The sequence below is a fragment of the Sulfitobacter aestuariivivens genome, from assembly GCF_014763045.1.
GTDB classification, from domain to species: domain Bacteria; phylum Pseudomonadota; class Alphaproteobacteria; order Rhodobacterales; family Rhodobacteraceae; genus Sulfitobacter; species Sulfitobacter aestuariivivens.
The window spans coordinates 366,754-390,788 of record NZ_JACTAG010000002.1 but is presented as its reverse complement, the minus strand read 5'-3'; the positions used below and the strand labels follow the sequence as shown (position 1 = coordinate 390,788).

The window sequence follows — 24,035 nt, the reverse complement described above, 5'->3', positions numbered from 1 at the left end:
TTCTTGATACTGGATGTGACCTGAGCCAGTAATCGCGTGCGGTGCGTGCGTGTTTGACGTGCGAAAAGGTATTTGAAAAAGGGTGAAAGGGGGGGGCGGAAAACGCGCCAATTCACCCCGCTACAACCGAATCAACTGGCGCGTTTTCACCCTTTGCGGTCATCGGCTCCTCAGCCTGTACCGCCGCATCAGTAGAGCGGTTCAAAGTTAAGAAAGAGTGAACCCCCTGGATTTCACCCTTTTTCAAATACCTCTGCGCCCGGGTTGGGATCAGGACACCATCCGATAGGGGTCTTGCAGATGCCCCAGGATGCTTCCCAGTTCCCCTTGGATCAGTTCTGCGAGGATAAGGACCGCGTCATCGTCGTGCATGGGGGCCACGATCTGGACGCCGCTTGGCAAGCCTTCAGCGACATGGGTTGGCAGCGCCACGGACGGCAAACCGAGGAAATTCACGATATAGAGCGGCTTTTGCGCGTCGATGAATTCATGTGCACGTCCGGGGTGTTTGAATTCGAAGTCGTTCTCAAAGGGGGGTGACAGCGATGTTGGCATGATCACTGCATCAATCGTCTCAAACATCCTGGCCCAGCGTCTTTGCAACACTGACCGCTCAGCAATCGCGTTCATGTAGCCGGCGAGGTCAAGCAGGCCGAACTGGGTGGTGAATGTCTCAAGCCAGCGTTGCAGGTCGGCAGAGCCATAGGTCTCAATATCCGCCTTGCTCAATACTTCCGTTTCGGTAAAGAGCAGTTGGCCCCAGAGTTCACTGATCCGGTCGGTGTCCGGCAGTTTGACAGGCATGATGTCGCAACCGCTGGATTTGGCAGCTTGGGCCGCGCGCTCCATTGCGTCACGCACAGTGGGGTGCTGGGCATCTTCGTAGAAGTCTGTGGCAACCCCGATCCGCCCGGTTTTCAAGCGCCCGTTGCCTGAGGCCGCTGTCCATGCCGGGTCTTCCGCCGCAAAACCGCGCATGGCCTCAAGCCCCAGCCGCACATCCGCAACCGAGCGGCCCAATGGTCCCTGAACCGCCATGGCGGCGGTCATCGGGGCGCGACCGCCTGGAACGGAGGGGTTGTAGTTAGCGATGCGGCCGCGCGACGGGCGCAGACCGACCAGGCCGCAGCAGTATGCTGGATAACGGACCGACCCGCCCAAATCGTTTCCGTGAGCAATCACGCCAATCCCTGCGGCAAGTGCTGCAGATGCGCCGCCGCTCGACCCGCCCGGTGTGACGGTGTCATCCCATGGGTTCAGCGTGATCCCGTGCAGCGGGTTGGAGGTGCACCAGCGCAAGGACATCTCGGGTGTATTGGTCCGGCCCACCACCACTGCACCCGCCGCATGAAGGTTGCGAACGACCGCAGCATCGTCTGGGGCGACGTTGTGCTTCATGGCGGGTAGGCCGTTGGTGTTCACCAGGCCTTTCTGATCCGTGTTGATTTTTGTCGTGACAGGCGCCCCGTGCAGGATACCGGGATCGATCTTTCCGGCATCGATTGCCTTGGCCCGGTCGATCGCATCCGGCACATCGTCGACAATCGCGTTCAGCGACGGGTTCACGGCATCGATCCGCGCAAGATGCGCTTCTGTCACCTCCCGGGCGCTCACGTCCCTTGCTTTGAGGTGAGCAACAGTTTCGACCGCGCTCCATTTCAGTATCTCTGTCATCTTGAGGCTCCCGCGTCGTCGGTCTATGCACCCGGCAACCCCAAAGGATTTCCCGATGCCCCAGTTCCTTGATGCCAGCCAAGCCGATTTCGAGGCCGCCTTCAACGCGCTTTTGTCGGCCAAACGCGAAGACAGTCCGGATGTGGATGCGACGGTGGCAGATATCATCGCCGATGTGCGGGCAAGGGGCGATGCCGCCGTGATTGCGCTGACAGAGAAGTTCGACCGGATCACACTGACGGCGGAAAGACTGCGCATTTCAACCGATGACATCGCGCAGGCGATAGATCAGGTGTCGGAGGAGGATCGCGCGGCGCTTGAATTGGCGGCAAATCGCATTCGCGCCTATCATGACAGACAGCGGCCGGAAGACGCCACCTGGGTTGATGACAGCGGGGCGGAATTAGGCTGGCGCTGGACACCCGTTTCAGCGGCAGGCCTCTACGTACCGGGGGGGCTGGCGAGCTATCCCAGCTCCGTTTTGATGAATGCGATCCCGGCCAAGGTGGCAGGGGTTGCGCGCTTGGCCATGGTGGTGCCGACACCGGATGGTGTGCTCAATCCGCTTGTGCTGTTGGCGGCACAGATTTCCGGTGTTGACGAGATCTACCGCATTGGCGGGGCGCAGGCTGTGGCCGCATTGGCGTATGGCACGGACACGATTGCGCCGGTCGACAAGATCACCGGCCCCGGCAACGCCTTTGTAGCTGCCGCCAAGCGGCGGGTCTTTGGCAAGGTCGGCATCGATATGATCGCGGGCCCGTCGGAAATTCTGGTCATTGCGGATGCTGACAACGATCCGGACTTCATTGCGCTTGATCTGCTGAGCCAGGCTGAGCATGACGAAAGCGCACAATCCATCCTGATGACAACGGATGCCGGGTTTGCGCAGGCTGTAAGCGACGCGGTCGACCGGCATCTTCTGACGCTTGAGCGGCGCGCGATCGCGGGGGCAAGCTGGCGTGATTTCGGGGCAGTGATCACCGTGCCGGATCTTGATACCGCCGCCGCGCTGTCCAATCGCATCGCACCTGAGCATCTGGAGCTTTGCGTGGCTGATCCCGATGCGCTGAGCGCACAGATCACCCATGCCGGCGCGATTTTTCTGGGGCAGTGGACACCGGAGGCGATTGGCGATTACGTCGGCGGCCCGAACCATGTGCTGCCCACCGCGCGGTCCGCGCGGTTTTCATCGGGCCTCTCGGTGCTTGATTTCATGAAGCGGACGACATTGGCGCGCATGACGCCTGCCGCATTGCGCGCCATTGGGCCGGCGGCAGAGCGGCTGGCAAGTTCGGAAAGCCTGCAGGCGCACGGTCTTTCCGTCACGGCGCGTCTGCGCAAACTCAACGACTAGGCGTTGCCCCGGTCCCCGCAAGCGTCTAAGCATCTTCAACCCCGCCGCCCAGACGAGTAAATCCGATGTCCCGCATCACCCACATCGCCATTGATGACGCCAATCTGCCGCCCCCCACGCCGGAGATCGAGCAGGAGCGCAAAGTCGCGATGTTCGATCTTTTGGAGGACAACACCTTTGTGTTGCCCGCACGCGATGACCGTCCGGTTCCCGATGGTCCATATCATCTGGGCCTGTCCATCCGCGACAAGCGGCTGGTCTTTGACGTCAACACTGAAGACGCCGAAAAGGCAGCTGAGTTTCACCTTTCGCTGGGACCCTTCCGGCAGGTGGTAAAAGACTACTTCCAGATCTGCGAAAGCTATTTCGAAGCGGTCAAGAAACTGCCGCCCAGCCAGATCGAAACCATCGACATGGCCCGCCGTGGTATCCACAACGAAGGCAGCCGTGTGTTGCAGGAACGCCTGGAAGGCAAGGCCGAGATTGATGTAGACACTGCGCGCCGCCTTTTCACCTTGATCTGCGTTCTGCATTTCGGGGGGTGACGTGACCGAACTGCCGCAATCCGTTCTCTTTTGCTGTGACCACAATGCGGTACGGTCCCCGATGGCTGAAGGGATCATGAAAAAGTTCTATGGCACCGGCACATACGTGCAGTCAGCAGGTGTAAAAAGCGATCTTGAGATCAACGGTTTTTCGATCTCTGTCTCTGCAGAGATGGATGTGGAATTATCGCGCCATCGGGTACGCAGCTTTGACGAGATGGAGGATTGGGGCGATGACCTGGGATCCTTTGATCTGGTCATTGCCTTGTCGCCCGCCAGCCAGCGGCGTGCGCTGGAACTGACAAGACTACACGCGCTTGAGGTTGAATACTGGCCGATCCTCGACCCCACTGGCTTGGGGGAAACACGCGAAGCCAAGCTCACGCAATTTCGTGCAGCACGTGACCAGATCGTGGCGCGTCTGGTGTCACGCTTTGGCCCGCCTGTCGAAACAGACAAGACCTGATCAGTCGCTCAGCTGTCGCGGCACAGTGCCGCTGCGGTCTGACCGTAGGCTTTCCACGCTTTCCAGAACCGTTCATTGCCCGCATTGTCCGATTGACGGACTTCCTGCAGCTTTCCAGGATCCTTGAAATACTTCGCCCCGCGCTTTTGATCGGCGCTGGAAAGCGACTGATCTGCAACCGCCTGGACACAGCCACAGCGTGATCGGCTCGCTGCCTTGCGCCTGTCTTGCTGACACGCCTTGTAAATCGGCCCGGTGGCAAAGAGGACCGGCTGCGGATTGTAGCCGCCGTAACTCGAACCGCCGGACGTCCGGTTGCCCCCGCCACAGGCCGCCAATGAAAGCGCGGCCAAACAGAAGATGCATGTTCTGAACATATCACTGCCTTTGCCTGTCAGACCGATGGGTTTGCCCCTTGCTGGTCCTAATTTGTATGTGTGGCGGAGTATGCCGGAATTGAGCCGATGGGGCAATTCACGAGTTGTTATGGCGCTGATCAAAACGGGCAGGGATCACCGGTCGTCGCCGCCCCCGTCCTGCCCCCCATCAAGATCATCCTCTTCCAAGGATGCGTGCGCGGCGGCCGCGATGTCGCGCTTTTGTTCTTCGGTCAATTCATCGACTTTGTCACCAGCAAGCCGCACGGTCACCTCGCGGTGCGCGAACTTGATGCCCTCGCGCTCAAAGAGCACGCGGATCTCTTCATACACCCTCTTGCGTACCAGCCATTGATCCCCGGGCTTGGTCATGAATTTGACCCGGATGATCATCGCACTGTCCTGCATTTCGATTACGCCCTGCGATTTGAGCGGCTGGATGAAATTCTCGCCGATCACCGGGTCATCCAGCAGGTCAACGCCCAGCTTCTTGATCAGTTTGCGGACCTTTTCCACGTCGGTGTCATATGTCACCCGAAGGGGCAGTTTCATCATCACCCAATCGCGCGAATAGTTGGTGATGACCTGCAACTCGCCAAACGGAATGGTATGCAGCGCGCCCAAATGATGGCGCAGCTGGAAGGACCGAACGGAGATCTTTTCAACCGTGCCTTTCACGTTGCCAACATCCAGATATTCGCCCTTGCGGAAGGCGTCATCGAACAGGAAAAACGCCCCCGCAAAGACATCGCGCACAAGTGCCTGCGATCCAAAACCGATAGCGATACCAACGATACCGGCACCGGCAAAAAGCGGTCCGACGTTGACGCCAACCTCCATCAGCACAATGAGAAGGATGGTCACGACCACCACAATCAGCATGAAGTTGCGAAACAGCGGTAGCAGCGTCGCCAGCCGCGAGGCTGAAGACCCACCGCCCTCGTCGCCCAGTTCCGCCTCTTCAATGTCGCCGGATTCCTCTTCGATCTTGCTGTCGATCCAGATGCGGAAGGCGTGGTAGACCACATAGCCGATGAAGATGATGACCATGATATCCAGCAGCCTGTCGGCATAGCTTTCCACCATCTCGGCGCCGTCATTGTCCCAGATGTAGAAAAACGCATAGGCGCCCGCAACAAAGGCAATGATGCCGGCCACTCGACGGGCCAGTTCCTCGAAGGTGTTCAATTGGCGTCGCGGACCAAGGGCAACAGCGCGGGCCTCTTCTTCGGCAGCCTCTTCGCGGGTGCGTTCAAGATCTTCTTCTATGCGGGCGGCGTCTTCGATTTCGTGGGCGGCGCGCGCCTCGGCCAGGGCGGCGGCCTCGGCCTCTTCTTCCTCGTTCAGCGCGTTCAATCGGCGCATGGCGCTGGCCCGGGCAAAGCTGCGTTCGATGAAGTAGTTGAACAGCCCATAGACCACGATGATGGTGATCAGGATTCCGTAGGCCCCCGCAATCAGCGGGATCGCGGACGGATTGCCCAACACCAGATCATAGGTCAGTTCGAACCAGGCAAAGATCACATAGAGGATGACGACCGGCGCCCAGACCTTGCACAAAACGCGAACCACCATGGAACATTCCTCAAGCGGCTTGCCGTTACGCAGGGCGCGCGTGATCGCGCGACGATTGACAAGAACCAGAAGGATATTGAGCAAGACAATGAGGGCCGACAGCATCGAAGCAAGGAATGCGTAGACCTCGTAGTTCAGCCCAAGTTCGCCGATCCAGATGCCGAAAAGGATCGCGCAGATGTCGAAGGTGGCCATCATCCACAACCAGCGATGCAGCCGCAGTGCTTCGGCGTTCGCAAGGGCCGGAATGCGGTATTGTTCAAGGAACGGCGACAGGATCATGCGCCACAGGCCGGCGACAAAGCGGCAACAGAAATAGCCGATGTTGATCAGGGTTGCGGTGAACTGAATAGCCGTGTCGGTCAACGGACCAAAGATGATAAAACCCAGCGCATAGGCAACGACCATCGACACCAGTATGCCGACCACGCCGGTAACAAACCGGAACACCAGAAAGGGCATCTTTTCGATGTAGCCTTGCGGATTGTCCTTGATCCGCCGGGTTACCGCTCCTTTCATGATCCTCTTGCCAAAGATCTTGCTTTCCACAAGCGATCCGATTGCAAGTAAAAGCAGGCTCAGCAGCAGCGTTTTTCCAAAGGCCCACAATGTACCATCCGGGCTTGCCGCTCGCAGAATATAGGCGACCTCATTGAAAGCGGCAGGCAGTTGCAGCAGACGTTCGATCAACGCGCTGCGAAAGCTGACGGCGCGGTCCTGCAAGACCATCAGGGGCGATTGTTCGGGTGCGGCATCGGCATGCGGCGTTTCTTCTGGCATGGCGGGCTGCGAGATCACGTTGCCATCGCTGTCGATCACGATAACTCCGACGCCATGCTGTGCTGCGCGGTCCAGAATGTCGTCGATGGTGTCTGTCTCGGGCGCGTCCGGCTTTGATGAGTTTGCCAGCAATGATCCCAGGCCTTGCGCCTGCGCAGGACCAGACTGCCCCGCTGCTGCAAGCCCGACCAGCAGGCAGATCACCATTAATAATCGCATCAGTCCCACCCTTGGACCGCACCGGTCCTCGCGCAGCCTAGACAAGGGGTAGAGCCATTGCAATTCCCGCCACGCCACAGGAGAGCTCTTGCGTGCTGACATCTACGTGCGTTTTGCACCTTCAGGAAATCTATGCCATAGCGGTCCGGACCCCAGAGGGGTAATATCGACGTTCCCCTCTCAAGGACAACGCCCGCCATGCAACCCGATGCCACGTCAGAGCGAATTGCCGTCTTGGGGCTTGGCTATGTTGGCCTGCCGCTTGCCCTTGCGCTGTCGCGCGCCGGGTTTGATGTTGTCGGGCTCGACACCCACGCCCCGACAATTGCCGCGCTTACAGCAGGGCACGATCCCAATGGCGAGGTGGCGGACACATCTGTTTCAGCCAGCACCATGCACTTTACCCACACGCCCGCCGACCTGTCGGGGTGCACGGTCTTCATCATTGCTGTGCCGACCCCGATCACCGACGCCAAGGCGCCTGATCTGGGACCGGTGCTGGGGGCCTGCGCCACCATCGCACCGCATCTGACCGAAGGCGCGCTGGTCGTGTTGGAAAGCACCGTCTACCCCGGCGTCACTGAAGAGGTCTGCGGCCCGGCGCTTGCTGCCGGAAGCGGCCTTGAGGCTGGTCGCCAGATCAAGCTTGCCTACAGCCCCGAACGTGTGAACCCCGGCGATGCGGAACATTCGCTGGAAAATGTGACCAAGATCATTGCCGCTCAGGACGCCGAAACACTGGACCGGGTCGAGGCGCTTTATGCGCCCGTCATCAAAACAGGTTTGCACCGCGCATCGTCCATCGCGACGGCAGAGGCAGCAAAGGTAATCGAAAACACGCAGCGGGACCTCAACATCGCGCTCGTCAACGAGTTTGCGCTGATTTTCGACAGGCTTGGCCTTGATACGCTCGAAGTGCTTGAGGCCGCCGGCACCAAGTGGAATTTCCTGCCCTTCAAACCCGGCCTTGTCGGTGGTCACTGCATCGGCGTGGATCCCTACTATCTGACCTACCGGGCAGAGCAACTGGGCTATCACCCCGAGGTCATTCTGGCCGGGCGGCGCATCAATGACCACATGGGTGCCCATGTGGCGCAAACGCTGATCAAGGCGATGCTCAAACGGGACATCTCTGTGGGCGGGGCACGTGTTCTGATCCTGGGGTACACCTTCAAGGAAAATTGCGCCGACACCCGCAACTCTCGGGTAGCCGACATCGTGGCAGAACTGTCCGACTATGCCGTCCAGGTCGAGGTGCATGACCCTTGGGTCGGCACAGAGCGGCTTGAGGGCGAACATGGTGTGACCGCCACAGCACAGCCGAATGCAGGTGTCTATGATGCAATAGTCGTGGCGGTAGGGCACAGGGAATATGTCGACATGGGTGCTCAGGCCGTGCGGGCCTTTGGCAAGCCGGGGGCGATTGTCTACGACATCAAAGGAATCTTTGACCGCGCGGAAAGCGATCTAAGGCTGTAGGACAGGTGGGCTGGCATGGGACAAAGTAGCACGCGGCATTACCGGGCAGGGTCGCCTTCGCGGCGGATCATGTTTTATAGCCACGACACCTTCGGGCTGGGGCATCTGCGCCGCTCCCGGGCTCTGGCCTCTGCTCTGACACAGGATGACACCGACACGTCGGCAATTATCCTGACCGGGTCCCCTGTCGCCGGTCGTTTCACTTTCCCCGAACGGGTCGACCACATTCGCCTGCCGGGTGTGACCAAGCTTTCTGATGGAACCTATGTTAGCCAGACGCTGGGTATGGGCATCGACGATACAACGTCCCTGCGCGCCGGGATCATCCAGACCGCTATCGAGCAATACGAACCCGATCTGCTGATCGTCGACAAGGAAGCCACCGGGTTTCGCGGCGAACTGCTGCCGACACTGGAATGGCTGCACCTGCGCAGCCGCACCAAAGTCGTACTTGGCCTGCGGGATGTGCTGGACGAACCCGAGGTTCTGGCCGCCGAGTGGGCGCGCAAGAGTGCGATCCCGGCCATAGAAAAGTTCTACGACGAAATCTGGGTTTATGGCGTGCGCGATGTCTACGACCCTACCGAAGGGCTGAACCTGTCGCAGGCGGTGCGCGACCGAATGCACTGGACCGGCTATCTGCGACGTGAGGTCACGGACGAGGCGGACGTGCCCGAGACGCCCTATGTGCTGATCACTCCCGGCGGCGGCGGGGATGGGGCCGCGATGGTGTCGCTGGCACTTGAAGCCTATGAAAAGGACCCCACGCTCGAACCCGATGCGGTGCTGGTCTATGGTCCCTTCCTGTCTGGTGAAGTGCGTGACGCCTTTGATGCGCGTGTCGCAAAGCTTAATGGACGGGTCACTGCCACGGGCTTTGACAGCAAGATCGAGGCGCTCTTTGCCGGGGCCGAGGGCGTGATCTGTATGGGGGGCTACAACACATTCTGCGAGGTCTTGTCCTTTGACAAGCGCGCCGTGATCGTGCCGCGCACGGTCCCACGGCTTGAACAATGGCTGCGCGCAAGCCGTGCCGAAGGGCTGGGTCTTGTCCGCATGCTCGATGAGACGCGCGATGGCATGACGGCAGAGGCCATGGTCACCGCCATCCGCAATCTGCCGTCGCAGTCCAAGCCGTCACAAGCCGGGGCGGATGGATTGCTGGACGGTTTGGATGTGGTGATCAGCCGCGCCAATGCGCTGATCAACGGGGCCACGGAATGACCGCGACACGCAAACTGGCTGTTGTCGTCAAAGGGTGGCCACGCCTGTCAGAAACCTTCATTGCGCAAGAACTGGTCGCCCTCGAAGAAGCGGGCCTTGATTTTGACATCTGGTCCCTGCGCCATCCTACTGACGCAAAGACCCACCCTTTGCATGACCGCCTGAAAGCCCAGGTGCATTACCTGCCAGAGTATCTGCGCGATGAGCCCCGTCGCGTGGCGCAGGCTGTGGGTGGGGCCCCCTCGTTGCCTGGGTTCGATGCTGCCGCAGACATCTATCGCAAAGACGTCGAACGTGATGATACCCCCAACCGCCGCCGCCGCTGGGGGCAGGCCTGCGTCATGGCACACGAGTTGACGCAGGACGTTGGCGGGCTCTATGCGCATTTCCTGCACACGCCTTCGTCGGTGGCCCGTTATGCCGCGATTCTGCGGGGTGTTCCGTGGTCTTTTTCGGCCCATGCCAAGGACATCTGGACATCGCCGGAATGGGAACTGCGTGAAAAACTTCACCCGGAAACCCATGGTGCGACCTTCGGGGCGACCTGTACCGGCTTTGGTGCCAAGCACCTGCAGGGGCTGGCAGACAGCCCTGCGCGTGTCGATCTGGTGTACCACGGGCTGGACCTGGGCCGTTTTCCCGCGCCTCCCGATCGCGCGCCGCGTGCGGTCGATGCGCCTTACCGGATCATGTCTGTCGGGCGGCTTGTCGAAAAGAAGGGCTATGACAGGCTGCTTGAGGCGCTGGCGCTGCTGCCAGAGACGCTGGACTGGCATTTCACACACATCGGGGGTGGCGCGCTGGATGATATGATGCGCGCGCATGCAGCCCGGCTGGGTCTTGACGCGCGGATCACATGGCGCGGGGCATGCGACCAGCCCGAAGTCATTGCAGCAATGCGCGAAAACGACCTTTTTGTGCTGCCATCGCGTATCGCCGCAGACGGGGACCGTGACGGGCTGCCGAATGTGCTGATGGAGGCCGCCAGCCAAAAGCTGCCAATCCTGTCGACGCCGGTCTCCGCGATCCCGGAATTCATTGATGATGGTACGCATGGCATGTTGCGCGAGGATGACCCGGCCACACTGGCGCGAGGGATTGCTGAAATGGCCGATGGCTCGGGCATGGACCGAAAGATGGCCGACGCAGCTTACGAGCGCCTGACCGCACATTTTACGATGTCGCCGGGCATCGCGCACCTGCACACACGGCTTACCGCGATGCTGGACGACGCGCGCTGATGACACTCGCTTTTTATGCGCCGCTCAAGCCGTCGGACCATGTCGTTCCGTCTGGGGATCGTGCGATGGCGCGTGGACTTATCGCCGCACTGGAACATGCCGGATACAAGGTGGAGATCGCCAGTACGCTACGCACAAGGGATGGCGCAGGTGATCCGGACGTACAGGCGCGGCTTATTGCGCAGGCAAAGGCCGCACAGCCCGCAATTGTCGCGCAGGGTCGCGCGGCGCGCTGGCAGGCGTGGGTCACCTACCACAACTACTACAAAGCGCCAGACCTCTTGGGGCCGACAGTGTCAGAGGCACTTGGCATACCGTATGTCCTGATTGAAGCGACGCGCGCCCGCAAGCGCCTCACAGGGGCCTGGGCGGATTATGCCGCGCGGGCAGAGGCGGCCTGTGACGCGGCAGATGTGATCTATTACCTCACCACACGAGATGCCGAGGCGTTGCAACGCGACGCGCCTGCCGCTCAGAAACTCATCCACCTGAACCCTTTTTTACCCCGTGGCGATCTGCCGTGTGCGTCATCACTGACAGGGCCGATGCTGTCCGTCGGGATGATGCGCGCGGGCGACAAACTTGCGTCCTATCGTCTGATCGCGGAAACCTTGCACGCCATGTCAGCGGAAGATTGGACACTTCATATTGCCGGTGACGGTGCGGTACGTCCTGATGTTCAGGCGCTTATGGCGCCCTTCGAAGCGCGGGTCAGGTTCCTGGGCGCGCTCAATGAAGCAGATCTCGAAACGGCCTATCGAAATGCTGCATTGCTGCTTTGGCCGGGCGTGAACGAAGCCTTTGGCATGATCTACCTTGAAGCACAGGGGCATGGCCTGCCGGTTATCGCGCAGGACCGGCCGGGGGTCAGGGATGTGCTCGCGCCCGGCGTATACCCATCGCCCGAAGCGGGGCCAGCCGCGCTTGCGCGCCGCGCGCAAGAGCTGCTGGCGGATCCTGAGTGTCTGCACAAAGCAAGTGCCAATGCGCGCGACCATGTAGCGCAGCACCATCTGTTGCCCCATGCCGCGCAAACTCTGCGCAAAGGACTGACCGGATTGGTGCGCTCATGATCAGGCTTGCGTTGCTGCGCCATGGCCATACCGCGTGGAACCGCGCAGGCCGCATTCAGGGCCGCACGGATATTGCGTTGGATGACGCGGCGCGCGCCCAGCTTGGCCAACTGCGTCTGCCCCCGCCGTGGGACACCGCCGCACTTTGGTCCAGCCCCCTTTCGCGCGCAGCAGAAACCGCATGGCTGGTTGCTGGCCGCGACCCTCAGACCGATGCCGCCCTGATGGAAATGAACTGGGGCGCGTGGGAAGGAAAACAGGGCACAGAGCTGCACGCCGACCCTGCGTCCGGATTTCGGCATATCGAAACCTGGGGCTGGAACTTCACACCCCCGGGCGGAGAGCCCCCAGCCGCCCTGCGCGCGCGGCTTGTGCCATGGGCAAAAGCGCTCACCGACGACGCAGTCGCGGTCTGCCACATCGGTGTGATGCGCGTTCTGCTGGCCCATGCGCTGGGCTGGAACTTCGAGGGCGAAGCACCCTTCCAGATCAAGCGGAACCGCCTCTACTTGCTGGAAATAGACGGCGACACGTGGCATGCGACACCAGATCCCGTCCGGCTGGTCGAGGCAAGCGTATGAAGGTCATGATCGTCGTGACACATCTGTTGGGCACAGGCCATCTTGCCCGCGCCCTGACGTTGGCGCGCGCCTACCTGAAGGCCGGGCATCCGGCAACGGTGGTGTCAGGCGGCGTTCCCGCGCCGCAGCTGTCGGCGCAGGATGTCGCAGTCCTCCAGCTTCCCCCGCTCCGATCAGACGGCGTTGATTTCAAGACACTGCTGACGGCAGACGGGGACGAGGCGGGCGAAGATTACCATTCAGCGCGCCGGAACGCACTTTTGACCGCCCTCGGTGATATCGCGCCGGATCTGCTGATCACAGAGCTTTTCCCTTTTGGCCGCCGGATGCTGCGTAGGGAGTTTTGCGCGCTGTTGGATGCGGCCTATGCGCGACCGGTGCGGCCCTTTATCTGCGCGTCCATACGCGACATTCTTGCCCCGCCCTCCAAGCCGGAAAAAGCTGTAAAAACGCAGGACATGATCGACAGATACTACGATGCCGTCCTTGTGCACGCCGATCCTGCGCTTACCCCGCTTCATCTTTCATGGCCCGTGACCGAGGCTTTGCGCGCAAGGCTGCACTACACCGGGTTCGTGGCCCCGCCGCCCGCTGTACCGCACCCGGACGCGGCGGGTTCCGGCGAAATTCTTGTCACCGCCGGTGGTGGTAATGTCGGGGAGGATATCTTTCGCGCGGCATGTGCAGCAGCAGCCCAGTCTGATCACACCTGGCGGCTGCTTGTCGGCGGATCGGATGCAAAAGCCCGAGTTTCAGCACTTTCTCAGGCTGCACCCCGCAATCTTATTGTGGAGCCCGCGCGCCGCGATTTTCGCCAAATGCTGCACCACGCCGCAGCCTGCGTATGCATGTGCGGGTACAACACCGCGCTGGATCTGTTGCAATCAGGTTGCCGCGCGGTCGTAATTCCGTTTGATGCAGGCAACGAGGTAGAACAGATGATCCGCGCCAGGGCGTTGGCCGCACAACCCGCCATTACGGTGCTGCGCAGCGACGGCCTGACGCCTGCGACGCTTTTGGGGGCCGTCACAGAAGTGCTTTCGGCACCGGCCCGGCGCCCGGCGACAGATGGATTCGACGGTGCCGCCGAAACGGTCAGGATAACCGCGCAACTGCAGGCGTCGCCCAAATGAAACCGGACTGGAACCCCCTGCAAAGAGAGCTTGCACGCTTTCGCACCGAAAGGGTGCCTCTGCCACTATGGTGGCGCGATGATGACGCGACCCGCGATACAATGGCACTGCAGCGTCTTCTGGGGGTCAGCGAAGGCCTGGACATACCCGTTCACCTCGCTGTGATCCCGAGGCCAGCGACAGCTGATCTTGCGGCGGTTATAAAGGATGCGCCCGGTGCTGTGCCACTTGTCCACGGCTGGGCCCATGAAAACCATGCCCCGGACGGGCAAAAGAAGGCCGAGTTCGGCCACCCCCGGGCCGCCGCCATTGACGAGGCGCGAAGCGGTCTCAGACGGTTGAAATCCCTGTTCGGTGCCCGGCTCTTGCCGATGTTTGTCCCGCCTTGGAACCGCATTGATCCCGACATCGCCAATGCACTGCCCCACCTGGGCTATACCGCTCTTTCCACCTACACCCCCCGGGCTGCGCGCAAAGAGGCGGGACTGGTACAGATCAACACGCATGTCGATCCGATCCACTGGAAAGCGGGCGGTGGGTTAATGCCGGTCGACCGGATCATCGCGGCTTTGGTGCAGACCTTGCAAGACAGGCGGCGCGGCCGCACAGACCACCTGGAACCGCTGGGGTTTCTCAGCCACCATCTGGTCCATGATGATGCGACCTGGGCATTCACAAAACACTGCCTCGAGACCCTTTTGCAAGGCGGGGCAACCCCCTGTAATCTGTTGGACATGAAGGATGATCTGCCATGAGCCGGTTGGAAAGTTTTCGCCGCCGACTGTCAGCCCAGATCGATGGGCTCAACTGGGCTGCGACAGAGATCGCCGGGGTGGACGGTGACGTGCTAGAGTTGGGCCTGGGCAACGGGCGCACCTATGACCACCTGCGCCAGGAACTGCCAGACCGCGATATCTGGGTGGTTGACCGCCTGTTGCAATGCCATCCGTCGTGTATCCCACCCGAAGAATTCTTTGTGCAGGGCGAGGCGCTTGATGTGCTGCCCGCACTGGCCGCGCGTGGCGTGCGCATTGCGCTGGCGCACTACGACTTTGGCTATGGGGTCAAGGAAAAGGACGTGGCCGAAGGAACGGCGCTAAGCCCGCTGATCGCCCCGCTGATGGTGCCGGGCGGGTTGGTTGTGTCACAACAACCGCTTGTCGGGCTGAAACAGGTGCGCGGGCCCGATACGATCGATCCTGAGCGGTATCTGTTTTACCGCGCCTGACCAGTGCGATCACTGACGGACCTATTGCCCGCCGAACGGTCGCGGTCATCAGCGGAAGTGAGTCCAAAAGGCCACAATCCCACCACAGCTGGCCAGGTCCCCAAACATCGCCACAATATTTTGTTGCACGCTATAGACCTTGCGTATACCTCCGGAGGTACAGGTGCATATAGACGCGGCACAGCATCAACTGACGACCGAAGGCCCGGAGGAACAATCTTCCGGGTCTTTGCGTTGCTTTTGTCGGAATGAGTTTAGGGGGAAAATGAAGGGGACGGTGCGTTTGCCGGGACCGGACGCGCCAATTCCTGACCCAGAACAGGAAAAGGCGCCAGGTGCTCAGACGCGGTCTTTGCATCGGGCCGAAGCCCACCCTGACGCCTCCCTGTGCTCCGTACGGTTTCCGAAGAAACCGCCGGTGGCCCAGTTTGCCGGCATTCCCGAAGGTCCGCCAACTGCTGACCGCCCCGAAAGGCTGCCAACGACCAGTTGTTCCGAAGAACCTCTGGCTGCCGCCGGGTCCTAAAACCCCTTGGCTTCGAGTTCCGCTTTCGCATCCCCCATGATCCGTGTCACCACCGACCACCGCGCCGCCCTGTTTCCAGTCCGCCGCTTGAATGGTTTGCACCCAAAGGTCCGCCCCATTCCGCATCGTACCTGATGATGCCGCCTTTGCGTCACCGGGTTTCCCCTGCGCGTCTGACCTGCATCCGTTCGTCCGTTACACTGAAAGCTCAATCTATGATCAGTCTCTCAATGCCCGTTTACGCCCGGGTCCTTCTGCGTTCCCGCCGTGGTTCTTGCGAACCGCTTTGGTTTGATCAGGTTGCGGCGAGGCGGGGTGAGTCGGCAAGGGAAAAATGGGGAGGATGGGAAATTTCTTGTGGATAAGATGCTGGATTTATTTGGTATTTTCTGTGGATAAGTTGGGATTGTCGTTTGGGGGGAGGTGGTTGGGAAAAAGAGATTTGCCTTTTCTATTGATTTGGAGAAACCCGAGAGTCTCACAGACTTAAGCTTCGACCACAGTGGACTGTGTAACCGCTTCAGTTTAAGTTCTCACGGAGCCGAACCCCAAAACCAATTTCCATCTCAGCCTGAAATAGTCGGCCTTCACCCATCCATCTTCAGCGCCGAAATAAACGCCTCCTGCGGAATATCCACCTTCCCGAACTGACGCATCTTCTTCTTACCCGCCTTCTGCTTGTCCAGCAGCTTGCGTTTGCGCGTGGCGTCTCCGCCATAACACTTCGCCGTCACGTCTTTGCGCATCGCTGACAACGTCTCGCGCGCAATCACCTTTCCGCCAATCGCCGCCTGAATGGGGATCTTGAACATGTGGCGGGGGATCAGGTCTTTCAGCTTTTCGACCATCGCGCGGCCGCGGCCCTCGGCGCGGTCGCGGTGGACCATGGTTGACAGCGCATCGACGGGTTCGTCGTTCACAAGGATCGACATTTTCACCAGATTGTCCTGACGATAGCCCATCATCTGGTAGTCGAACGATGCATATCCCTTGGTCACCGATTTCAGGCGGTCGTAGAAGTCGAACACCACCTCGTTGAGCGGCAGATCGTAGACCACCATTGCGCGGGAGCCTGCATAGGTCAGGTCTTCCTGAATGCCGCGGCGATCCTGACAGAGCTTCAGCACGTCGCCCAGATAGTCGTCGGGCACCAGGATCGTGGCCTTGATGCGCGGCTCTTCCAGATGGTCGACCAGGGTGAGGTCCGGCATGTCGGCGGGGTTGTGCAGCTCCATCATCTCACCGTCTTTCATGTGGATGTGGTAGATCACGGAAGGCGCGGTGGTGATGAGGTCAATGTCGTACTCACGTTCGATCCGGTCGCGGATCACCTCGAGGTGCAACAGCCCCAGGAACCCGCAGCGGAATCCGAAGCCGAGGGCGGCAGAGGTCTCCATTTCGAAGCTGAACGACGCGTCGTTGAGGGCCAGTTTTTCGATGGCATCGCGCAGGTCTTCGAATTCGGCTGAATCCACCGGGAAGAGGCCACAGAACACGACAGGCTGCGAGGGTTTGAAACCCGGCAGCGCGGTATCGGTGCCCTTTTTCTCGTGCGTGATGGTATCGCCCACGCGGGTGTCGCGCACCTGTTTGATCGAGGCGGTCAGAAAGCCAATTTCGCCGGGGCCCAGCGTGTCGATCTCTGTCATCTGGGGACGGAAGACGCCAATGCGGTCGACGTGGTGGACGGATCCGTTCTGCATCATGCGGATCCGGTCGCCCTTGCGCAGCTGGCCGTCCATGATCCGCACGAGGACGATCACGCCGAGATAGCTGTCGTACCACGAATCCACCAGCATGGCCTTGAGCGGGGCATCCAGCGTGCCTTTGGGTGCGGGCAGGTGGGTGACGATGGCCTCAAGCGTGTCCTCAATCCCGACGCCGGTCTTGGCGGAGACCCGGATGGCGCCGGTTGCGTCAATGCCGATCACATCCTCGATCTGTTCGGCCACGCGGTCGCAGTCGCTGGCGGGCAGGTCGATCTTGTTAAGGACCGGCACGATCTCATGGTCCGCTTCGATGGCGTGGTAGACATTGGCAAGCGTCTGCGCCTCGACCCCTTGGGTGCTGTCCACCACCAGCAGCGATCCTTCGACGGCGCGCATGGACCGGCTGACCTCATAGGCAAAATCCACATGCCCGGGGGTGTCGATCAGGTTGAGGATGTATTCCTCGCCATCTTTGGCGGTGTAGTTGATCCGCACGGTCTGGGCCTTGATGGTGATCCCGCGCTCGCGCTCGATGTCCATACTGTCGAGCATCTGTTCCTTCATGTCCCGATCCGCCACGGTATTGGTGGACTGGATCAGGCGGTCGGCCAGCGTCGATTTCCCGTGATCGATATGCGCCACGATGGAGAAATTGCGGATGTGTGAAAGCGGTGTCATTGCGCTGATATGTAGAGGTTTTGAGAAGTGGTCAAGGTGAGTTGTTCACGAGGCGGGACGCGGGGCTGTGGCCGCGTTCAACGACCGCGTGATGGCGCGCGCATCGCGGGAAATGCATCGGTCGGTTTCAGGGCGCGCGTCCGCATACATTGATGCCAGACCCGACAGGCCAAGCGGCGGCAATCAGCAGGCAGTTTTGTCGGGTGTCAGGAAGCATAAACCCATTATCTCACCCTCAGCCTTTGTAGGGGTCAAGCGAGGCGCGCAGGCCGTCGCCGAGGAAGTTGAACGCCAGCACCACGACGATGATCGGCAGCATGGGGATCGCGGTCCACCAATAGATCTCGATGCTGGCGAGGTTCTGCGCATCATTAAGCATCACGCCCCAGCTGACGGCAGGAGCCCGCAGGCCAAGGCCCAGAAAGCTGAGTGCGGTTTCCCCAAGGATCATCGCGGGGATCGACAGGGTTGCGCTTGCGATGAGGTGTGAACTGAAGTTCGGCAACAGATGTTTGCGGATCACGCGTCCGGGCTTTGCGCCCATCATCTCGGCGGCCTTCACGAATTCCTCTTCGCGCAGCGACAGGAACTTCGACCGAACCGCACGCGCAAGCCCCGGCCAGTCGAGGATGCCCAGAATAATCGAGATGATGAAGAACACGGCGACCGGCCCCCAGTTCGATGGCACCGCCGCCGACAAGGCCAGCCACAACGGTAACTCTGGCAAAGATCGCAGGATTTCGATCACCCGGTTGACGATCCAATCTGTGCGCCCGCCGAAATATCCGGCCAGCGCGCCAAACGTGATGCCCAACAGAAAGCTTACGCTGATCCCGATCAGACCAACCGTCAGCGACAGCTGCGCGCCATAAAGGATACGGCTGAAAACATCGCGGCCCAGCCTGTCAGAACCCCAAAGGAAAACAGTCGCCCCCGCCGGTGCGCAGAACAGGTGCGTGTCCGAAGGGATGAACCCGAAAAGATTATAGCTGTTGCCTTCGCAAAAGAATTCCAGCGGCATCGGATTTTCTTCGTTGGTGGTATAGGTCCAGCGAAAACTCTCAAGATCAGCCTTTGCGGTGATTGGATAGATATAGGGCCCGACAAACTTTCCCTCGTGCCACAGATTAATGCTTTGTGGTGGCGCATAAAGATAATCGGCGCTGCGTTCATTGGGCGTGTAGGGCGCGATGAACCCTGCGATGGGCAGGATCAGGTAACAAACCAAAAGAAAGATGCCAGACACAAGTGCGAGCTTGTGACGTTTAAACTTGCGCCACGTCAGCCGCCAGGCGGACGCATCCATTTCCGATCGTTCGGGGGCCGAGGCATCCACCTCGTCCACCCAAGGAGCGGTATCGACGAAACGATTGTCAGGCTGGATGCCGCTCATGCGCCGCGACCGCCGTAGCGAATGCGCGGATCCAAGAGCACCAGCAGAATATCCGAAATCATCGTGCCGATCAGCGTAAGCAATGCCACGAACATCAGAATAAAGCCGGCCAGGAACTGATCCTGTGACTTCAATGCGGTCAGCAGGGCAGGACCAATCGTCTGCAGCCCCAGCACCACCGAAACAAGCACGGAGCCTGAGATCATGGAGGGCAGCAGGTTGCCGATGTCCGCGACAAACGGATTGAACGCCATGCGCAATGGATACTTCGCCAGCAGCTTGGCCGGGGCCAACCCCTTGGCCTTGGCGGTCTCCACGTAGGGCTTGCTAAGTTCGTCCAGCATGTTGGCGCGCAGGCGTTGCATCATCGCCGCCGCACCTGAGGTGCCAATCACAAAGGTGGGGACAATCAGGTGCAGCAGAATCGACTTCACCTTGTCCCACGACATCGGCTGCCCCTCGAATTCGGGCGACATCAGCCCGCCGATAGGCAGGTTAAAATACTTGTGGCCGTAGTAAAACAGGATCAAAGCCAACAGAAAGTTGGGCGTGGCAAGCCCCAGATAGCCAACAAATCCAGCCGTGTAGTCGGCCCAGGTCTCGGATTTTGCCGCCGCAAGAACCCCCAGCGGCAGGGCCACCGCGTAGACAAACAGGACCGCCGACAGGTTCACCAACACTGTGAGCCACAGCGCATCGCCGACAATGTCGCCCACCGGCCGGTCAAATTCGAAAGACCAACCGAAATCGCCCTGGATCAGCCCGGAAAAGCCCAGCGGCCCGGGAATAAAGCCGACCCAGATCAGGTATTGCTGATAAAGAGGCTTATCGAGAGCATATTCCTTGCGTAGAAACTCTGCCTTGGCCACGCCCTCGGCCTGTCCGGTTGCCCGCAGTTCAGCGATCTGGTTCGACAGGTAATCTCCAGGCGGCAGGTTGATAATGGCGAAGACCAAAATGGACACGACCCAAAGCGTCAGCAGCATGGTGAACGTGCGGTAGACCGCATAGCGCAAGAGCATCATTGCGATACCTGCTGGTGTGGATTCTCGTAATAAAACTCATCGATCCTGTGCACGCCAAAATGCGCGCCAGGGTCAAAGGCCCAGATACCTGTATCAGGCACATTGCGCAGGTTCTTGTTGATCACCACGGGCTGGGGTGCCTCGCTGAGAATGCCAATGGCATAGACCTGTTCGGCATGGATGCGCAGCATTTCGCGCCAGAAGATTTCGCGGGTCTTGTCGTCATAGGCATGGCTCCACCCGTCGGCCATTGCCAGCAGGCGATTGGGGGCGTCGTCCTGCGGGGCCTCGCCCAGTTCACCGGCTGATTGGTAGTGCTGACCCCACTTGGGCCAGGAAAAGAATTCCTGATTGGTCGGCGCAAGATAGAGGGGCGAGGTATTCAACGTCGGCAAACCGTTATCCCAACCAAACCAGACCGCCGCCATGCTGACCCCTGCATAAACCCTGTTGCGCAGAATGTTCCGATCCAGCGGACGCATCACCAGTTTGACCCCGATCTCAAGCCAGGTATCCGAAACAATCGCCAGCGCATTCTCGACCTCTTGCCGCTCGCCCGCGGTTTCGACCACAAATTCCATCGGACGACCGTCGGGCAACAGGCGAATGCCACGTGAATCGCGTTCTGTCAGGCCCATTTCATCGAGCAGGGCATTGGCCTTGGCCGGGTAATAGACCGCCGACGCAAAGTGATAGGCCGGGTTATAAAGCGGGCTTGAGCTTAGCGCGGTCATCGCGCCCTCTTTGGCCAGACCGAAGTAAAGCGCGCGATTGATCATGCGCCGGTCGATGCCATAGCTCAGGGCGCGCCGGAACCGTACGTCGCGCATCACATCGCGCCAGACAGGGTCGGCGAAGTTGAGGTTGGGATAGATCGCGATCTGACTGGCCGCACCGTTGCCCCACAGAACGGTGCGATAGTTGCCCCCGTCGGCCTCTCCCTTCTTGAGAATGGAGATATCGGGAAAATCGAGCCCGCGCGCCTGCAGATCCGCCTCGCCCGCGTTGGCCTTGGCGGCAACCAGCCCGCCTGAAACGATCTGCATTTCGACAACGTCGATATAGGGAAGCTGCACGCCCCGCGCATCAATGCGGTGATAGTAGGGATTGCGCACGAAAAGCTGGCGCGACGACCCTGTGGGGCTGGCATTGATCCAGGGCTGCAGCGTCGGCTGGTCCGGATTGTCGAACTTGTACATGTTGTCGCGCTTGTTGTGCAGCGCAGCCCAGCTTTTGACCCGCGCGCGCCGGACTTCCTTGGCCAGTGCATCCGGGTCGGCATACTCCCCATGAAACTGTTTGAGGTAGTGCGCGGGCCTGTAAATGAACGGCGGCGCCGCCTGCGCAAGCAGGGGCAGGAAATTGGGGTTGGGATTGGGCCACTCAAAGATGACAGTCTGCGGATCGGGAAAGGTCACGCTGCCCAAGTAGCCGTCAAAATACATGAAATCCGGCGGGCCTGAGGGCGTGATCAGGGGGTTGTTGATCACCCCTTCCCACCAGTAACGGAAATCCTCCGAGGTGAAGGGCGCGCCGTCGGACCATTTGTGGCCTTCTCGCAGGTGCATGATGAACTTGCGGCCTTCCACCACCTCGATTTCGCGCAGGATGTCAGGGTAAAGCGAATAGTTCGAATCATACCCCACAAGCCGCGCATACCCGTAGACCACCATCTGACGCACGTCCTTGGAGCGCGAAACAAACGTCCGCAATGTCCCGCCCTGTTTGCCAAAGGTCCGGCCCTTTTCCTCAAGGTCGACGACCAGCGGATCTACGGGGATGCGGTCATGCACGGGAGGCAAATTGCCCTGTTGGACCTCTTGCGCCCAAAACGTCGTCTCCTGCAGCGGTGACGCTGACCAGACCGGGCCCGACAGAAGCAATAGCAGGACAAGCACTCTATGCATGGCACCGCACCAGATGACCGGGCTCAAGCTCGCGCAGAGCGGGGGCTTCAAGCGCGTCAAACCGGAACATCTCCGGCCAGGTTGTCGGGGCGCCCGCGCCCTTGGCAACCAGATCAAGATCAATGGGCCGCGAGATGTCGGGTTCGGGTTGGGCCGCGATCAGCGCCTGGGTGTAGGGATGTTGCGGGTTGTAGAAAAGCGTATCGGGTGGGGCCTGTTCCACGATCACACCCGCACGCATCACCGCGACCTCATCGGCAATCCGCGCCACGACGGCCAGATCGTGGCTGATGAAGAGGTAACTGAGGTCGGCCCGGTCGCGGATGTCCTCAAGCAACGAGAGGATCTGATCCTGCACGGACACATCCAGCGCCGACGTGGGTTCGTCGCAGATCAGCAGTTTGGGATCAAGCGTCAGGGCCCGGGCAATGGACAACCGTTGTCTCTGACCGCCCGAAAAGGCATGCGGGTAGCGTTTGAGCATCTCGGGGTTCAGGCCAACCCATCCCAGCATTTCTTCGGCCTTCTCGCGGCGCTCGGCGCGGGTGCCGATGCCATGGATATCCAACGGCTCTGTCAGGGTTGCGCCGATCCGCATTCTGGGGCTCAGCGACGAATAGGGGTCCTGAAACACCATTTGCGCCTGACGCTGGAACGCTGTCCGCTGCATAGGTGTCATGCCGTGGACGGGCAGGGGATCAGCCCCGTCGCCGGGGTAAAACAGCACTTCACCTCCCTCATCCGGCACTTCGGCACCCAATGCCACACGCGCACAGGTCGTCTTGCCCGACCCGCTTTCGCCCACTACGGCCAGCGTCTTGCCGCGCACCACCTGCAGGTTCACGTCCTTGCAGGCGGTCACGGTCACCGGTTTGCGCCAGCCGCCCGCGCGCATGGTAAATGTCTTGGTTACATTGCGCAGGTCCATGATGATATCGTCGTGTTCCATTGCGCGTGCGGGCGTGGCCACTTCCGGGATCATCGGCGCGGCGTTGAAAAGTTTTTGGGTATAGCCATGCGCCGGACTGCCCAGCACGTCTGCCGCAGATCCGCTTTCCATGACCCGACCCTTGTTCATGACGACGACTTTTTGGGCCATGTTAGCCACCACGCCCAGGTCGTGCGTAACCAGTATGACCGCCATCCCGGTCTCGCGCTGTAACTCATTGATCAATCCCAGCACCTGCGCCTGCGTGGTCACATCAAGCGCAGTGGTAGGTTCATCCGCGATCAGCAGTTCGGGCTTTGCAACCATGGCCATGGCAATCATCGCGCGCTGGCGCATCCCGCCCGACATTTCAAAGGGATAGCTGCGCCAAGCGCGTTCAGGATCGACAAAGCCGACCCGATCAAACTGTTCCAGCACCACCTTCTTGGATTGCGCACGGTTCATGTTGCGATGCAGACGCAGCACTTCAGCCACCTGATTGCCCAAACGGTGTAATGGCGACAAGGACCGCATCGGTTCCTGAAAGATCATCGAAATCCTGTCGCCCCGGATCTTGCGCATGGCGCGTTCGGACAGGTTGAAAAGATCCTGAGGCCCGTTGGTGCCATCAAACCGGATGCTGCCGCTGCGCAATTGCGCTGCTTCAGGCAGGATGCGCAGAACAGAACGACATGTCAGTGTCTTGCCCGATCCGCTTTCACCAACCAATGCCAGGGTCTCGCCGGGCATGACGTCAAAGCTCACGTCCTCAACGACAGCCGGAGCTGTGCCAAAACCGATCTTGAGCGCGTCAACTTGCAACAGCGGTGTCATGTACTTCCCGTGAAACTCCCCTAAGCGGAGTGAAGCCGATTTATAGCCCCTCGTCCAGCCCGCTGAACCGCTCTACACATCTG

General features: G+C 60.2%; 19 protein-coding genes. 11 read left to right on the top strand and 8 right to left on the bottom strand.

Features of this window, described 5'->3' with window-relative positions:
* Positions 1-270: 270 nt before the first annotated feature.
* Entirely contained in the window at positions 271-1,674 is a 1,404-nt protein-coding gene (locus tag H9Q16_RS11660) for an amidase (protein WP_191075605.1), read from the bottom strand.
* A gap of 55 nt (positions 1,675-1,729) precedes the next feature.
* Here H9Q16_RS11660 and hisD point away from each other — a divergent pair, with 55 nt between their 5' ends.
* The 3 genes from hisD (at position 1,730) to H9Q16_RS11645 (ending at position 4,042) form a co-directional block, all read left to right on the top strand.
* Positions 1,730-3,031 carry a histidinol dehydrogenase gene (gene hisD / locus H9Q16_RS11655; protein WP_191075604.1) on the top strand — a complete coding sequence of 434 codons (1,302 nt, stop codon included), beginning with the start codon at positions 1,730-1,732 and terminating at the stop codon, positions 3,029-3,031.
* 65 nt (positions 3,032-3,096) lie between these two features.
* Entirely contained in the window at positions 3,097-3,576 is a 480-nt protein-coding gene (locus H9Q16_RS11650) for a UPF0262 family protein (protein ID WP_191075603.1), read from the top strand.
* A 1-nt stretch (position 3,577) separates the two neighbouring features.
* Entirely contained in the window at positions 3,578-4,042 is a 465-nt protein-coding gene (locus H9Q16_RS11645) for an arsenate reductase/protein-tyrosine-phosphatase family protein (RefSeq protein ID WP_191075602.1), read from the top strand.
* 8 nt (positions 4,043-4,050) lie between these two features.
* Here H9Q16_RS11645 and H9Q16_RS11640 read toward each other — a convergent pair whose 3' ends face one another.
* Positions 4,051-4,419, bottom strand: coding sequence for a hypothetical protein (locus H9Q16_RS11640; protein ID WP_191075601.1), 369 nt, complete (start codon positions 4,417-4,419; stop codon positions 4,051-4,053).
* Between the two features lie 135 nt (positions 4,420-4,554).
* Positions 4,555-6,993 carry a mechanosensitive ion channel family protein gene (locus tag H9Q16_RS11635; protein ID WP_191075600.1) on the bottom strand — a complete coding sequence of 813 codons (2,439 nt, stop codon included), beginning with the start codon at positions 6,991-6,993 and terminating at the stop codon, positions 4,555-4,557.
* Between the two features lie 198 nt (positions 6,994-7,191).
* Between H9Q16_RS11635 and H9Q16_RS11630 the strand changes: the two genes are divergently transcribed.
* The 8 genes from H9Q16_RS11630 to H9Q16_RS11595 are packed head-to-tail and all read left to right on the top strand — an operon-like array spanning position 7,192 to position 14,952.
* Positions 7,192-8,472 carry a nucleotide sugar dehydrogenase gene (locus H9Q16_RS11630; protein WP_191075599.1) on the top strand — a complete coding sequence of 427 codons (1,281 nt, stop codon included), beginning with the start codon at positions 7,192-7,194 and terminating at the stop codon, positions 8,470-8,472.
* 15 nt (positions 8,473-8,487) lie between these two features.
* Complete coding sequence (locus H9Q16_RS11625; RefSeq protein WP_191075598.1) at positions 8,488-9,696, top strand: glycosyltransferase family protein; 1,209 nt, start codon at positions 8,488-8,490, stop codon at positions 9,694-9,696.
* Complete coding sequence (locus H9Q16_RS11620) at positions 9,693-10,937, top strand: glycosyltransferase family 4 protein (protein WP_191075597.1); 1,245 nt, start codon at positions 9,693-9,695, stop codon at positions 10,935-10,937. Before H9Q16_RS11625 ends, H9Q16_RS11620 begins: the two co-directional genes overlap by 4 nt.
* Positions 10,937-12,010, top strand: coding sequence for a glycosyltransferase family 4 protein (locus H9Q16_RS11615; RefSeq protein ID WP_246455715.1), 1,074 nt, complete (start codon positions 10,937-10,939; stop codon positions 12,008-12,010). Before H9Q16_RS11620 ends, H9Q16_RS11615 begins: the two co-directional genes overlap by 1 nt.
* Positions 12,007-12,591 carry a histidine phosphatase family protein gene (locus H9Q16_RS11610; protein ID WP_191075596.1) on the top strand — a complete coding sequence of 195 codons (585 nt, stop codon included), beginning with the start codon at positions 12,007-12,009 and terminating at the stop codon, positions 12,589-12,591. The genes H9Q16_RS11615 and H9Q16_RS11610 overlap by 4 nt, the downstream gene beginning before the upstream one ends.
* Positions 12,588-13,724, top strand: coding sequence for a glycosyltransferase family protein (locus H9Q16_RS11605; RefSeq protein WP_191075595.1), 1,137 nt, complete (start codon positions 12,588-12,590; stop codon positions 13,722-13,724). The genes H9Q16_RS11610 and H9Q16_RS11605 overlap by 4 nt, the downstream gene beginning before the upstream one ends.
* Positions 13,721-14,479 (top strand): polysaccharide deacetylase family protein, encoded by a 759-nt coding sequence (locus tag H9Q16_RS11600; RefSeq protein ID WP_191075594.1) that lies wholly within the window; start codon positions 13,721-13,723, stop codon positions 14,477-14,479. Before H9Q16_RS11605 ends, H9Q16_RS11600 begins: the two co-directional genes overlap by 4 nt.
* Complete coding sequence (locus tag H9Q16_RS11595) at positions 14,476-14,952, top strand: class I SAM-dependent methyltransferase (RefSeq protein WP_191075593.1); 477 nt, start codon at positions 14,476-14,478, stop codon at positions 14,950-14,952. Before H9Q16_RS11600 ends, H9Q16_RS11595 begins: the two co-directional genes overlap by 4 nt.
* A gap of 1,113 nt (positions 14,953-16,065) precedes the next feature.
* Here the strand turns inward: H9Q16_RS11595 and lepA are convergent.
* The 5 genes from lepA to H9Q16_RS11570 all read right to left on the bottom strand — a co-directional run bounded on the left by lepA (position 16,066) and on the right by H9Q16_RS11570 (position 23,952).
* The gene (gene lepA / locus H9Q16_RS11590; RefSeq protein ID WP_191075592.1) at positions 16,066-17,865 is read right to left on the bottom strand and encodes a translation elongation factor 4; all 1,800 of its coding nucleotides are present in this window, start codon (positions 17,863-17,865) and stop codon (positions 16,066-16,068) included.
* 235 nt (positions 17,866-18,100) lie between these two features.
* Positions 18,101-19,258 carry an ABC transporter permease gene (locus H9Q16_RS11585; RefSeq protein WP_191075591.1) on the bottom strand — a complete coding sequence of 386 codons (1,158 nt, stop codon included), beginning with the start codon at positions 19,256-19,258 and terminating at the stop codon, positions 18,101-18,103.
* Positions 19,255-20,283 (bottom strand): ABC transporter permease, encoded by a 1,029-nt coding sequence (locus H9Q16_RS11580; RefSeq protein ID WP_191075590.1) that lies wholly within the window; start codon positions 20,281-20,283, stop codon positions 19,255-19,257. The genes H9Q16_RS11585 and H9Q16_RS11580 overlap by 4 nt, the downstream gene beginning before the upstream one ends.
* Positions 20,280-22,190: an ABC transporter substrate-binding protein gene (locus H9Q16_RS11575; protein WP_191075589.1), complete on the bottom strand. Its 1,911-nt coding sequence runs from the start codon at positions 22,188-22,190 to the stop codon at positions 20,280-20,282. The genes H9Q16_RS11580 and H9Q16_RS11575 overlap by 4 nt, the downstream gene beginning before the upstream one ends.
* A complete protein-coding gene (locus H9Q16_RS11570) occupies positions 22,183-23,952 on the bottom strand; it encodes an ABC transporter ATP-binding protein (RefSeq protein ID WP_191075588.1) in 1,770 nt (589 codons plus the stop codon). The genes H9Q16_RS11575 and H9Q16_RS11570 overlap by 8 nt, the downstream gene beginning before the upstream one ends.
* Between the last annotated feature and the right edge of the window lie 83 nt (positions 23,953-24,035).

What these genes read in the sequence shown, in the direction of transcription:
- H9Q16_RS11660 (WP_191075605.1), bottom strand. Translation starts at nt 1,674, where the DNA reads ATGACAGAGATACTGAAATGGAGCGCGGTCGAAACTGTTGCTCACCTC.
- hisD (WP_191075604.1), top strand. Translation starts at nt 1,730, where the DNA reads ATGCCCCAGTTCCTTGATGCCAGCCAAGCCGATTTCGAGGCCGCCTTC.
- H9Q16_RS11650 (WP_191075603.1), top strand. Translation starts at nt 3,097, where the DNA reads ATGTCCCGCATCACCCACATCGCCATTGATGACGCCAATCTGCCGCCC.
- H9Q16_RS11640 (WP_191075601.1), bottom strand. Translation starts at nt 4,419, where the DNA reads ATGTTCAGAACATGCATCTTCTGTTTGGCCGCGCTTTCATTGGCGGCC.
- H9Q16_RS11635 (WP_191075600.1), bottom strand. Translation starts at nt 6,993, where the DNA reads ATGCGATTATTAATGGTGATCTGCCTGCTGGTCGGGCTTGCAGCAGCG.
- H9Q16_RS11630 (WP_191075599.1), top strand. Translation starts at nt 7,192, where the DNA reads ATGCAACCCGATGCCACGTCAGAGCGAATTGCCGTCTTGGGGCTTGGC.
- H9Q16_RS11625 (WP_191075598.1), top strand. Translation starts at nt 8,488, where the DNA reads ATGGGACAAAGTAGCACGCGGCATTACCGGGCAGGGTCGCCTTCGCGG.
- H9Q16_RS11620 (WP_191075597.1), top strand. Translation starts at nt 9,693, where the DNA reads ATGACCGCGACACGCAAACTGGCTGTTGTCGTCAAAGGGTGGCCACGC.
- H9Q16_RS11615 (WP_246455715.1), top strand. Translation starts at nt 10,937, where the DNA reads ATGACACTCGCTTTTTATGCGCCGCTCAAGCCGTCGGACCATGTCGTT.
- H9Q16_RS11610 (WP_191075596.1), top strand. Translation starts at nt 12,007, where the DNA reads ATGATCAGGCTTGCGTTGCTGCGCCATGGCCATACCGCGTGGAACCGC.
- H9Q16_RS11605 (WP_191075595.1), top strand. Translation starts at nt 12,588, where the DNA reads ATGAAGGTCATGATCGTCGTGACACATCTGTTGGGCACAGGCCATCTT.
- H9Q16_RS11600 (WP_191075594.1), top strand. Translation starts at nt 13,721, where the DNA reads ATGAAACCGGACTGGAACCCCCTGCAAAGAGAGCTTGCACGCTTTCGC.
- H9Q16_RS11595 (WP_191075593.1), top strand. Translation starts at nt 14,476, where the DNA reads ATGAGCCGGTTGGAAAGTTTTCGCCGCCGACTGTCAGCCCAGATCGAT.
- lepA (WP_191075592.1), bottom strand. Translation starts at nt 17,865, where the DNA reads ATGACACCGCTTTCACACATCCGCAATTTCTCCATCGTGGCGCATATC.
- H9Q16_RS11585 (WP_191075591.1), bottom strand. Translation starts at nt 19,258, where the DNA reads ATGAGCGGCATCCAGCCTGACAATCGTTTCGTCGATACCGCTCCTTGG.
- H9Q16_RS11580 (WP_191075590.1), bottom strand. Translation starts at nt 20,283, where the DNA reads ATGATGCTCTTGCGCTATGCGGTCTACCGCACGTTCACCATGCTGCTG.
- H9Q16_RS11575 (WP_191075589.1), bottom strand. Translation starts at nt 22,190, where the DNA reads ATGCATAGAGTGCTTGTCCTGCTATTGCTTCTGTCGGGCCCGGTCTGG.
- H9Q16_RS11570 (WP_191075588.1), bottom strand. Translation starts at nt 23,952, where the DNA reads ATGACACCGCTGTTGCAAGTTGACGCGCTCAAGATCGGTTTTGGCACA.